The 12800-nt window shown below is 60.1% G+C and carries 9 protein-coding genes and 1 tRNA gene; 7 read left to right on the top strand and 3 right to left on the bottom strand.

Translation table 11 applies throughout. From position 1 onward, the window contains the following. Positions 1–248: 248 nt before the first annotated feature. Both PMX21_RS04665 and PMX21_RS04660 read left to right on the top strand, forming a co-directional pair. A complete protein-coding gene (locus tag PMX21_RS04665; RefSeq protein ID WP_271758372.1) occupies positions 249–1172 on the top strand; it encodes a GIY-YIG nuclease family protein in 924 nt (307 codons plus the stop codon). 9 nt (positions 1173–1181) lie between these two features. Continuing rightward, on the top strand, positions 1182–1328 hold the full coding sequence (locus tag PMX21_RS04660) for an ADP-ribosylglycohydrolase family protein (protein WP_271758371.1): 147 nt from the start codon (positions 1182–1184) through the stop codon (positions 1326–1328). A 53-nt stretch (positions 1329–1381) separates the two neighbouring features. Here PMX21_RS04660 and PMX21_RS04655 read toward each other — a convergent pair. From PMX21_RS04655 to PMX21_RS04645, 3 genes are all read right to left on the bottom strand, one after another. Then, positions 1382–1457 (bottom strand) — tRNA-Ala (locus PMX21_RS04655). Between the two features lie 107 nt (positions 1458–1564). Next, positions 1565–2245, bottom strand: coding sequence for a thiamine diphosphokinase (locus tag PMX21_RS04650; RefSeq protein ID WP_271758369.1), 681 nt, complete (start codon positions 2243–2245; stop codon positions 1565–1567). A 9-nt stretch (positions 2246–2254) separates the two neighbouring features. Then, positions 2255–2944: an HAD family hydrolase gene (locus PMX21_RS04645; protein ID WP_271758367.1), complete on the bottom strand. Its 690-nt coding sequence runs from the start codon at positions 2942–2944 to the stop codon at positions 2255–2257. 331 nt (positions 2945–3275) lie between these two features. On the opposite strand from PMX21_RS04645, the gene glgB reads away from it, so the two are divergent. From glgB to glgA, 5 genes are all read left to right on the top strand, one after another. Then, a complete protein-coding gene (gene glgB, locus PMX21_RS04640) occupies positions 3276–5537 on the top strand; it encodes a 1,4-alpha-glucan branching protein GlgB (RefSeq protein ID WP_271758374.1) in 2262 nt (753 codons plus the stop codon). A 94-nt stretch (positions 5538–5631) separates the two neighbouring features. Continuing rightward, positions 5632–8058 (top strand): glycogen/starch/alpha-glucan phosphorylase, encoded by a 2427-nt coding sequence (locus PMX21_RS04635; RefSeq protein WP_271758365.1) that lies wholly within the window; start codon positions 5632–5634, stop codon positions 8056–8058. Between the two features lie 106 nt (positions 8059–8164). Beyond that, the gene (locus PMX21_RS04630) at positions 8165–9313 is read left to right on the top strand and encodes a glucose-1-phosphate adenylyltransferase (protein WP_006233920.1); all 1149 of its coding nucleotides are present in this window, start codon (positions 8165–8167) and stop codon (positions 9311–9313) included. Positions 9314–9317: 4 nt separating this feature from the next. Beyond that, positions 9318–10445 (top strand): glucose-1-phosphate adenylyltransferase subunit GlgD, encoded by a 1128-nt coding sequence (gene glgD / locus PMX21_RS04625; RefSeq protein WP_161160223.1) that lies wholly within the window; start codon positions 9318–9320, stop codon positions 10443–10445. 90 nt (positions 10446–10535) lie between these two features. Beyond that, a complete protein-coding gene (glgA, locus tag PMX21_RS04620; protein WP_271758363.1) occupies positions 10536–12794 on the top strand; it encodes a glycogen synthase GlgA in 2259 nt (752 codons plus the stop codon). Positions 12795–12800 lie beyond the last annotated feature (6 nt).

Genomic DNA, 12800 nt, shown 5'->3' with positions numbered 1-12800 from the left:
GGTGGTTCCCAGGACGAGCTCCGGGATACCCACGGTACCGTCGGCGTTAACGCGCTCCAGCTCGGCGGGGTCGGCGCTCTGCGGCCGCGACGGCGTAGGCGTCCTCCTTCGGTGCGCCCACCAATGGGCATCCCCGATCGAGAGGAAAGCATCAGGAACAGGATGGTTAGCTGAGCGCTAATATTCGCCTGGAAAGCGAGTGATATGATTCGATCTACAAGCTTTCGAATCGAAAAGGCGGAATAAGCATGGGAAATCCCGTGATAACACTCAGGGACTTGATGCCGGTGGTACACCCCGAGAAGACCAAGGTTAAGTTCAACATGAACGCTGGCGACGTGAGCCTACGCGCGTACGACCTGCTGCTAAAAGATACCTCGACCACCGAGAGGACCGATAGCGGCTCGCGATGGTACGAAATGAACGCGTGGAGGAGCGCGACGGGGCAGGCGAACAACAACCTCAACCATGCAGAGTACCTGCTCTCGTTCGCCCAGTACTACACCTACGGGCCAGAGTACTTCATCTTCGGCGGCATGCACAAAGTGGAGAAGGTGGTGCCCGAGGTGCTGGGCGGCGTGGGCTACAAGCTGACGCTTCTTCCTGACTACGAGGCCTACATCAAGCGTCTTATCATTAAGCTGAAGAAGCCGATCGGACGCGATATCTACAACAAGTTCTACGAGAACACGATGCGAGACTTTGAACCCGTTGTATACGAGTACTCGATGAGCCTGGGCAACGTGAGCCCCTTCCCCGGCTACAAGTACGTTCGCATCGACCACAAGACACTGCAGGCCATCATCGCTAGCGTGGGCTCCGACTGGTACTGGGCGTTGGACAACGTGAAGGGCGTCTACTGCATCACCGACACCGCGACGGGAAAGCTCTACGTGGGCTCGGCATCGGGCGACAGCAAGAAGGACGCAGGCGCGGACCTGGGTATCTGGCAGCGTTGGAGCGCCTATGCCAACCCCGAGGACCCTACGGGCGGCAACAAGGCATTCAAGGCCATCATGGCTGAGCACGGGGCTGGGTACATCATCGAGAACTTTACCTACTCCATCCTTGAGGTATGCGACACAAAGATGACCGCTGCCGAAGTGTGCGAGCGCGAGAGCCATTGGAAGGACGTATTGGGATCGCGCAAGTTCGGCATGAACCGGAATTAGGTGTGTGCCATGGGTTTACCGCGGACGGTGAGGGATTGCGTTTACGGCATGGCCGTGGGCGACGCGCTTGGCGTGCCCTACGAGTTTATGCCGCGCGGTAGCTTCACCCGCAATGACATGACGGGCCATTTGCAAAAATGCAGTTCAGGCCACTAAATATCGTATGTAAATAAAAAAGGCCACCCAATAGAGTGACCTTGCATTCACGATGGTGGAGACGAGGGGGATCGAACCCCTGACCTCTTGACTGCCAGTCAAGCGCTCTCCCAGCTGAGCTACGCCCCCGTGACGAGGAGATACTATAGGGGAAGATTCTTAGTTGTGCAAGAAGTTTTTTGCAATTGATCCTCGCACTTACAGGTTTTCCTGGGACGGGGCAAAAAATAATCACTCTACGAGCGGTTATTTTTATCCGCCGTCCCGATAAAACCCTGATGCAGCAAATACGCTATTGCAGTACCGGCGTGGACTTGGATCGTTGCGGTTGACCTGACGACGTTGCTGATGCCCGTGTCGGCCAACAAGCCCAGGGGGCTGTGATTTAGTTCCCACTCCAAGCCATGTTCGCTTGCCACCGTCCCAGGAGCAAGTGCGATGATGGAGAACGTCTTGCCTTCGGCGCCTTCGATGATCCACGATTCGCCTGCGTGCAGGATGCGGGCGACAACCTTATCCTCGGCGATCCAGACGGGGGCATCTTCGTAGCCCGCGAGCAGGCCCAGTACAGACAAGGCCATATCCGGGCGGCCGCCGGTGGCGCAGGTCGTAACTACTTCGGCACCCTGCCAGCGACGGCGGATGGAATCGAGCGCCAGTGCTAAATCGGTGTAGTCCTTGTACGGGTCGTGGCGCTCAACTTCAAAGTCGGTGGCGGCATCGACCAGAGCGCGACCCGCGTCACTCACCGTGTCGGCATCTCCCACATACACGTCGCAGCCCAGTTCCGCGCCCAGCAGTGCATCGAGTCCGCGGTCCACGGCGACAACGTGGTCGCACTCCCCTGCTAGCCTACGCAACAGATCCACGCTCGCCACCACGGGCGAGCCGCAGACAACTAATACCTTGCAAGCCACAGCCCTCGCCTATCCCTCAAACGAAAGAACGCGGGCCAGATCCAGCTCCTCGTAGCTGTCGATAAAGATATCGCAGTTGGCGCGTACGTCATCGCGCCTCATGCGGCCGTGCGAATCATAAATACCCACACGCTTAAAGCCAGCGACACCAGAGCTCTTAAGGCCAAAGACGGCGTCCTCAAACACCCACGCGCGCTCAAGCTTGTGCCCATGGCGCTCTTCCAGGCGTCGCAGCGCCAGCTCGTATACGTCGGGGAACTGCTTGGAGCGTCCTGCCTCGCCCGTCGTGGTAACAAACTCCATGTACACGTCGAGCCCGGCGCCCGCGAGCGCAGACTTAACCAGCTCGGCCGGCGTGGACGTGGCAACGCACATTGCAATGCCTGCCGCCTTAGCCTGCTCCAAAAACGCCAGGAGCCCCTCGCGCGGCGGCACCTTGGAGTAGCCATCGATCAGGATGTCGCTCAGTTCGCGATACAACTCCTCGCCATTCGCGCCAATGCCCCACGTATCGTGGTAGGCCTGGCACTCGTCCTCCAGTGACAGGTGCTCAAATTGGGCAAAGTCATCCACGGTCACGTCAATCCCGTGGCGGTGCAATAGCTCGGGCTGAGCATAAGCCCAAACGGGGGTGCTATTAACCAGCGTGCCGTCGCAATCGAAAATAAAAGCAACCTTGGGAGTGGCGGTATGGGGCATAAACGAACCTTTCGATATCAAATGGTAAACATCCTGCTAAAAACGTTTTACCAAACGTCAGCCAGACAATTTTGAACCCCAAATTGGTAAAACTGTCAAGAGTTTTACCACGGCAATTCTGCCAGTGGTATAAACATGTCGCTTACCGATTAAACGCCCCCGCAAATCCGCTTTCGTCCATAAAACTAACGCACAGGTGTTATCGTTGTTTCTGCCGAAAGTTCCACCGAGCACGCGAGGTGGAACGAATCACAGAAACTTCGCCGTCCCTTCGATTCGTGCAGCCTTGGACCTTTCGCATCTAGTCACCAAGGCAACACGCTGCCGCGTCATGATGGGATCAAACGTGAGCGATACAAAGCTAAAGCCAACGGCTAAAAAGCCCGCAACCCGCAAACCGGCTCCGCACGCACCGGAGCTCTCCAAGGACGATGTCTACCTGTTTGGCATTGGAATGTGGGAGCGCAGCTGGGAAAAGATGGGCGCGCATCCCGACACGCAGCAGCGCACGCGTGGCTGGCGCTTTTGCGTTTGGGCGCCCGACGTTAAGAGTGTCCACGTTATCGGTGAATTCAACAATTGGGATGAGCAAGCCAACCCGCTGGTGCCCGTGCATACGAGCGCTATCTGGGAGGGCTTTATTCCTGGCGCCGAGCAGGGCCAGCTCTATAAATACCTCATCGAGACCAACGAGGGCGAGAAGCTCTACAAGGCCGATCCGTATGCCTTTAAGGCCGAGTGCCCCCCGGGTACCGCGAGCGTGCTGTGGACCCTCGATGGCTACAAGTGGAACGACGCCGCGTGGCTCAAGCGCCGCGCCGACCACAACCACATGTCGCAGCCGCTTAACATCTACGAGGTGCATATTGGCTCGTGGAAGCGCCACGGCGACGCGCCGCAGGGCGAGCCCGATGAGTACGGCAACTACCCCGGCCCCATGGATCCCTTTCCCGCACAGCGCGGCGAGTTCTACACCTACGACGACCTGTCGGTGGAGCTCGTGGACTACGTGCGCGACATGGGCTATACGCATATCGAAGTCATGCCGCTTATGGAGCATCCCTTCGACGGATCCTGGGGCTACCAGACGACCGGCTACTATGCCGCCACGTCGCGCTACGGCAACCCGCAGCAGCTCATGCACTTTATCGATGCGTGCCACGAGGCGGGCATCGGCGTGATCATGGACTGGGTGCCCGGTGGTTTTTGCGCCGACGCCCACGGCCTTGCCACCTTTAACGGCCACATGCTATTTGAGCACGAGATCCACCCCAACTGGGGCACGCACAAGTTCGACTTTGCCCGTGGCGAGGTCAGGTCCTTCCTGGTCTCCAACGTGCTGTACTGGCTCGAGAACTTCCATGTGGACGGCATTCGTATGGACGGAGTGTCCAGCATGCTGTACCTCAACTTTGGCATCGACGATCCGGGGCAAAAGAAGTTCAACAAGTACGGTACCGAGGAGGACCTGGACGCCAGCGCGTTTATCCGTCAGGTCAACTGCGCTGTTGAGGCTCACTACCCCGACGTGATGATGATGGCCGAGGAGTCCACTGCGTGGCCGCTCGTGACCTATCCGCCGCAGGACGGCGGCCTGGGCTTCCACTACAAGTGGGACATGGGCTGGATGAACGACACCCTGCACTACATGCAGACCGATTTTCCGTGGCGCCCTGGCAACCACGGGCTGCTCACGTTCTCCATCATGTATGCCTTTACCGAGAACTTTATTTGCCCGCTGAGCCACGACGAGGTCGTGCACGGCAAGTGCTCGCTGATCGGCCGTATGCCGGGCGACTGGTGGCGCCAGTTTGCCGGCCTGCGCACGCTGGCTTTCTACCAGATGACGCACCCCGGTGCCAAGCTCAACTTTATGGGCAACGAGATCGGCCAGTTTATTGAGTGGCGCTACTACGAGTCCATTCAGTGGTTCCTGACCGAGGAGTACGAGACTCACCGTCATCATCAGGCGTTTATCAAGGCGCTCAACCACCTGTACACCGCCGAGCCCGCCCTGTACGAGCGCGGCTACACTGACGACGGCTTTACCTGGATCGACGCGGACAACTCCAAGCAGTCCATCGTGAGCTTTGTGCGTCAGGGCGAGGACGTCGACGACGATCTGGTGATTCTGATTAACTTTGACCCGGCGAGCTACGAGAGCTTCCGCGTGGGCGTGCCGCGCGAGGGTGACTGGGAGGTCATCTTTGATTCCGACCGTCCCGAGTTTGGCGGCAGCGGCTATGCCGGCGAAGAGCCTTACACCTGCTCGAGCGAGCCCTATCCCTGGAACGGGCAGATGGACTCCATCGAGATCAAGGTTCCCGGCTTGGCAGGCGTGGTGCTTAAGCGCCGCGGTCCCAGTAGCTATAAACCGCCCGTGGTCGAGGCTCCCAAGAAGGCAACGCGCAAGCGTGCGTCCTCGGTGAAGCCCAAGGCCGCGGCTGCCAAGAAGACTCCGGCTAAGGCGAAGGCTGCCAAGCCCGTTTCCAAGGCTTCGGCCAAGTCCACCACGGCCAAGAAGGTAGCCACCAAAAAGGCTGCTCCCAAGGCTAAGTCTGCTTCTGTTAAGTCGTCTGCCAAGGATGCGTAACAAAGGCGTTACTACTTTAATTACCCGCCCCGACGGGGCGTAGGATACATGTCATAACCGTTCCGGGAGAAAAATCCCCGGGGGAAAGGAGCGTATGAATAAGATCTTCGACAACAAGCAGGAGTTTACCGAGCTCTATCGCGATGCCGTCATGAGCATCAGCGGCAAGAGCGTCGAGGCCGCCAGCGACCTCGACCGCTTTAATGCCCTGGCCAAGCTCGTGGCCGAGAAGGCCCGCACCGTTGCCACCAAGAGCGACGCCCGCGCCACCGCCGAGGGCAAAAAACGCGTGTACTACTTCTCGATCGAGTTTTTGATCGGCCGCCTGCTCGACAACTACCTGCTCAACTTTGGCGTGCGCGATATGGTCGCCGAGGCACTCGACGACATGGGCTTTGACCTTTCCGTCATCGAGAACCAGGAGCCCGATCCGGCTCTGGGCAACGGTGGCCTGGGCCGTCTTGCCGCATGCTTCCTGGATTCCATGGCAGCCGAGGGCATCGCCGGCTACGGCAACGGCATGCGCTATCGCTACGGCCTGTTTAAGCAGGAGATCGTCAACGGCAGCCAGGTCGAGGCCACCGACGAGTGGCTCACCCACGGCTATCCCTGGGAGGTCCGCCGTCAGGACAAGGCCGTGACCATTAAGTTTGGTGGCCATGTTGAGGGCTTTGAGGAGAACGGCCGCACGTTCTACCGCACGGTAGACACGCAGGACATCCTGGCTGTCCCCTACGACATCCCCGTCGTGGGCTATGCCGGCGAGACCGTTAACAAGCTGCGCGTCTGGGCAGCCGAGCCGGTCGAGGAGCACTTTGACCTTGAGGCCTTTAACCGCGGCGACTACGCCCTGGCCGACGCCGAGCGCGCCGAGGCCGAGGCCATCAGCGCCATCCTCTACCCCAACGACGCCGGCGAGCACGGCCGTCTGCTGCGCCTGAAGCAGGAGTACCTGTTTGTATCGGCCGGCATCTACAGCCTGCTCGACACCTTTGAGAAGGAGCACGGCGAGAACTGGGAGCTGCTGCCGCAGTTTGTGGCCATCCACACCAACGACACGCACCCCGCTATGTGCGGCCCCGAGCTCATGCGTATCCTCATCGACGAGAAGAAGCTTGAGTGGGACGACGCCTGGAACATCGTGACGCAGGTTGTGAGCTACACCAACCACACCATTCTGCCCGAGGCTCTGGAGAAGTGGCCCATCGGCACGTTCTCCAAGCTCCTCCCCCGCGTGTACCAGATCATCGACGAGATCAGCCGTCGTTGGCACGAGTCGTTCGACACCACGCAGGAGGGCTGGCAGGAGCGTCTGCGCCAGACCGCCATCCTGTGGGACGGCGAGATCCGCATGGCCAACCTGTCCGTGATCTGCAGCCACAGCGTCAACGGCGTGGCCAAGATCCACTCCGACATCATCAAGAACATCGTGCTCAAGGACTTCTATGCCCTTACGCCCGAGAAGTTTAACAACAAGACCAACGGCATCTCGCACCGTCGCTTCTTTGCCGAGGCCAACCCCACCTACGCCAAGCTCGTGACCGAGGCCATTGGCGACGGCTGGCTCAAGGACGCCTTTGAGCTGGAGAAGCTTAAAGGTTTCCAGAACGACACCGAGTTCCTTAAGGCCGTGGGTGCCTCCAAGCGCGCCAACAAGGAGCGCCTGGCCGCCTACGTCAAGGCCGAGACCGGTCTGGTCATTGACCCCAATACCGTCTTCGATGTCCAGGTAAAGCGCTTCCATGCCTACAAGCGCCAGCTCATGAACATCATGAAGGTGATGGACATATACAACCGTCGCATCGCCGATCCCAACTTCCACGTGACGCCGACGACCTTTATCTTTAGCGGCAAGGCCGCCTCGAGCTACACCTTTGCCAAGGAGACCATCCGCCTCATTAACTCAGTGGCCGACGTCATCAATAACGACGCCCGCGTCAACGAGGTCATGAAGGTCTGCTTTATCCCCAACTTCCGTGTGAGCAACGCCCAGCTCATCTACCCCGCCGCCGAGATCTCGGAGCAGATCTCCACGGCCGGCAAGGAGGCCTCGGGCACGTCCAACATGAAGCTCATGATGAACGGCGCCATTACGCTGGGCACCCTCGACGGCGCCAACATCGAGATCGCCGACCTGGCCGGTCGCGAGAACGAGGCCATCTTTGGCCTGACCGCCCCCGAGGTCGAGCAGCTCTGGGCATCCAACAGCTACTTTGCGTGGGATACCCTCAACAACGATCGGGACCGTCTGGGCCGCGTGATGGACGAGCTCAAGGACAACACCTTTGCCGGTCTTTCGGGCAACTTCGAGAGCATCTACAACGAGCTCATGAACAACAACGACCCCGACCTGGTCATGGCCGATTTCCGGTGCTACGTTGATGCATGGGAAAAGCTCACCGGCAGCTACGGCGACCAGGAGACCTGGAACCGCAAGGCCCTGCTCAACACCGCCTCGAGCGGCTGGTTCTCGAGCGACCGCACCATTCGCGAGTACCGCGACGAGATCTGGCACGCTTAAAGCGCGCGAGCTCCCTTTGCCAGCACGGCATTATTCGACGGGCGCAACGTTGCGCTGCGCCCGTCGCTAATGGGTTTAAGAACATCGATGACAGAAGGAGAAATCGATGAGTAAGAAAGAATGCATCGCGATGCTCCTCGCAGGAGGACAGGGCAGCCGATTGGGGGCACTCACCCAAAAGATCGCTAAGCCGGCGGTTAGCTTTGGTGGCAAGTTCCGCATTATCGACTTTTCGCTCTCCAACTGCTCCAACTCGGGCATCGACACGGTGGGCGTTCTGACGCAGTATCGTCCCTACCTGCTGCATGCCTATGTGGGCTCCGGCGAGGCATGGGATCTGGACAGCCGCGACGGCGGCGTGTCGATCCTGCCGCCGTACGAGACGCAGACCGGCGGTGCCTGGTATGCAGGCACGGCCGACGCCATTACGCAGAACCTCGACTACATCAAGGCCAACGACCCCAAGTACGTCCTGATTCTTTCGGGCGATCACCTGTATCGCATGGACTACCGCAAGATGCTCAAGACGCACATTGAGAACAACGCCGACCTCACGGTGAGCGTTATGCCCGTGCCGTGGGAGGAAGCCAGCCGCTTTGGTATCTTGACCACCGACCCCGAGGACGGCCGCATCACCAAGTTCACCGAGAAGCCCGATAAGCCCGATTCGAATCTCGCGTCCATGGGCATCTACATCTTCTCGGCCGACGTGCTGATCGAGGCGCTCGAGGAGGACGCTCTGGACCAGCGCTCGAGCCACGACTTTGGCAAGGACATCATCCCCAAACTGCTCGGCGAGGGCAAGCGCCTGTACAGCTACGAGTTCCACGGCTTTTGGAAGGACGTCGGCACCATCGCCAGCTTCCACGAGACCTCGATGGACCTGCTGGGCAACAACCCCGAGTTTGATCTGTTCGATAAGCACTTCCCCATCATGTCCAACATCACCACGCGTCCGCCGCACTACATTGGCCCGGACGGCCGTCTGGACGACTGCCTGGTCTCCAACGGCTGCAAGATCTACGGCACCGCTCGCCACTCGATCCTTTCGACCGATGTCATCATCGAGGAGCGCGCCGTGGTCGAGGACTCCGTGCTGCTGCCGGGTGCGCACGTTAAGAGCGGCGCACACATCTGCCGCGCTATTTTGGGCGAGAACTCCACGGTCGAAGAGGGCGTGAAGCTCGGCTCTGTCGATACCACCAAGGATACGGCCGTCGTTGGAAATGACGTCGTTATCGGGAAGGGGGAATGATCCGATGATCAATCGCAAGGCCATCGGTTATATCACCGCTAACTATTCTTCGACCTACGGCAGCGTGCTGCTCAAGGACCGCCCCATCGCGTCCGTTCCGTTTTTGGGCCGCTACCGCCTGATCGACTTCCCGCTGTCCAACATGATGAATGCCGGCATTAAGACCGTCGGCGTCGTCATGCCGGGCAACTATCGCTCGCTGATCGACCACGTGGGCTCGGGCAAGGACTGGGGCCTGGACCGCAAAAAGGGCGGCCTGTTCATGGTGCCCGGCAACGCGTATGGCACCACCAAGGGCGGCATGCGTTTCTTGCTGCGCGACATCATCTCCAACAAGACGCTGTTCCAGCGCTCGGACAAGCCCTATGTCGTGATGATGGGCACCAACATCATCTTTAACATGGACCTCAACACCATCATCGAGGCGCACGAGAACTCCGGTGCCCAGATGACCGTGGTGTACTGCAAGGCCACGCACAACGTCGATGACGAGACCAAACTCGAAATTAACGAGAACGGCCGTCTGACGGGCGTGAGCGCCGGCGTCGTGTACGGCGACAACGCCTCTATGGACTGCTGCATCGTCAACCGCGAGACGCTACTCGAGATTATCGACCACTACCAGGCCGCCGACTATCTGGACCTGCTCGAGGCACTCCAGGGCGACTTTGGCAACATCGACGTGTGCAGCTACGAGTACAAGGGCGAAGTCGTGGGCGTGTTTAGCGAGAAGTCGCTGTATCGCCGCAGCATGGACCTACTCGACCAGACCGTGGCCGACCAGCTCTTCGATCCCGAGCGTCCGATCCTGACCAAGGCTCACGACGTGCCGCCTTCGCGCTATGCGACCGGCAGCCACGCATGCAACTCGATCATCTCGGCCGGCTGCATCATCAAGGGCACCGTGCGCAACTCGATCCTGTCGCGCGGCGTTGTGGTCGAGGAAGGCGCCTCGGTGACCAACTCGATCATCAACCAGAGCTGCATCATCAAGAGCGGCGCACGCGTCGAGAATGCCATCCTGGATAAGAACAACGTGGTTCCCACCAACACCGAGCTTCGCGGCACGCCCGAGAACATCCTGGTGCTGGGCAAGGCTCCGTTAACTTCCGACACCACCATCGTACGTTAACGTTGGCACCGCAACATCGCTCGTAACATGTAGAATAGCCGCCCGGTTAGCGCCAGGCGGCTATTCTCGAATTGCAACATGGGAGACAATATGGCAGAAACCAGCAAAAAGATGCAGATCGTGTTTGCCTCGGCCGAGTGCGCACCGTTTGTTAAGACCGGTGGCCTGGGTGACGTGGCGGGCTCGCTGCCTGCGGCGCTCGTGCGCGCCGGCGCCGAAGTCATCGTGATGGTGCCCAAGTACGCCACCATCAAGGACGAGTACAAGGCGCAGATGGAGCACTTCTCCGATTTTTATGTGAGCCTGGGCTGGCGCAACGAGTACTGCGGTCTCGAGAAGCTCGAGCACGACGGCGTCACCTATATGTTCATCGACAACGAGCGCTACTTTGCGCGCGACTATCCGTACGGCTTCTTTGACGACGGCGAGCGCTTTGCGTTCTTCTCCAAGGCCATTACCGAGAGCCTGCAGCACCTGCCGGCCGGCTTTGAGTGCGACATCCTGCACTGCAACGACTGGCAGACGGCGCTGGCGCCCGTGTTTTTGCGCGAGTTCTACCAGGGCCTGCCGCTGTACGACCGCGTCAAGACCGTGTTCTCAATCCACAACGTGGCGTTCCAGGGCCAGTTTAGCGACACCGTGATGGAGGACATCCTGGGTGTGGCGCATATTCCCGCGGCCGCCTCGCAGCTGCGTTGCGACGCCTGCAGCGTCAACTACATGCTGGGCGCGCTGCGCTATGCCGACGCCATCACCACGGTAAGTCCCACCTATGCCAACGAGATCCAGACGCCAGAATTTGGCGAGGGCCTGGACGGCGTGCTGCGCGAGCGCTCCTATGCACTACAGGGCATTTTGAATGGCATCGACGTCGCGGGCTTTGACCCTGCGACCGACAAGCGCATTGCCGCCAACTACACCGTCGAGGACCGTTCCGGCAAGGCCGTGTGCAAGGCCAAGCTGCAGGAAGAGCTAGGGCTCGAGGTTCGCGACGACCGTCCGCTTATGGTGATGGTCACGCGTCTGACGCGCCAGAAGGGCATGGATCTTGTCATGTACGCGCTCGACCGCATCCTGGGCGGCGGCGTGCAGGTGGCGGTGCTGGGCACCGGCGACCGCGACTACGAGGACGGCCTGCGCTACTTCCAGGACAAGTACCCCGGCACCATGGCCGCGCGCATCGAGTTTGACCCGGCGCTGTCGCAGCGCATGTATGCTGCCGCCGACATGTTCCTGATGCCTTCGAAGTTTGAGCCCTGCGGCCTGTCGCAGATCATCGCCATGCGCTACGGCACGCTGCCCATCGTGCGCGAGACCGGTGGCCTGAAGGACACCGTGCAGCCGTACAACGAGTTTACCGGCGAGGGCACAGGCTTCTCGTTTAGCAACTTTAACGGCGACGAGATGGGCGATGCCGTATTCCGTGCGGCGCGCCTGTTCTGGGACAACCGCGATGCCTGGAACCAGCTGGTCACGCAGGCCATGAGCCAGGACTTTAGCTGGACGCGCTCGGCCGATAAGTATCTGGACCTGTACTTCTTTATGCATCCGGAGATTGAGAGGCCGGCGTCGGTTGTCGACGAGCCTGAGGCTGTTGCTGAGCCGGTGGCCGCAGAGGAGCCCAAGGTTGAGAAGAAGCCGGTTGAGGCTGAGCCCGCAAAGGTCGAGCCTGAGGTGAAGGCTGAGGTTGTTCCTAAGGCAGAGGCCGAGGTCAAGCCCGCTGCAAAGCCCGCAGCTAAGAAGACTACGACTCGTAAGACGACGGCCAAGAAGGTCACAGCGACCAAGGCGGCGGCAACAAAGACCACCGCAGCAAAGACGACTGCTGCCAAGGCAACGACCACGCGCAAGCGCACGACCGCCGCCGCTAAGAAGGCCGCCGAAGCCGAGGCTGCTCCCGAGGTAAAGGACGAGGCCGCCGCCGAGACTAAGCCCGCGGCAAAGGTTCCGGCCAAGACCGCTGCCAAGAAGACGGCTGCGTCCAAGACCACGACCGCCAAGAAGGCCATGGCTACGAAGTCGACGACGACCAAGGCTGCTACGAAGAAGACCACTGCGAAGACGACCCCGAAGGCAGCCGCGAAGCCGGCCGGCAAAGTCGAGGAGACGCACGTCGAGCCCAAGGCCGAGACAGCTGCCGAGGCAAAGCCGGCCGCCAAGACCACCACACGCAAGCGCGCCACAACGACAGCCAAAAAGGCCACGACCAAGGCTGCTGCTCCCAAGGCAGAGGCTAAGGCCGAGCCCACCAAGGAGGCCCCGGTCTCCCCCGCCACTCCGGCCGAGGAAAAGGCTCCGACCAAGAAGACGTCCGTCCGCAAGGCAACGGCCACCCGCAAGCGCCGCTAGCCCATA

The sequence above is a fragment of the Collinsella aerofaciens genome, assembly GCF_028209885.1.
GTDB lineage: Bacteria > Actinomycetota > Coriobacteriia > Coriobacteriales > Coriobacteriaceae > Collinsella > Collinsella aerofaciens_BA.
The sequence above is the reverse complement of the archived record's forward strand: the minus strand, read 5'-3'. Positions and strand labels throughout refer to the sequence as shown.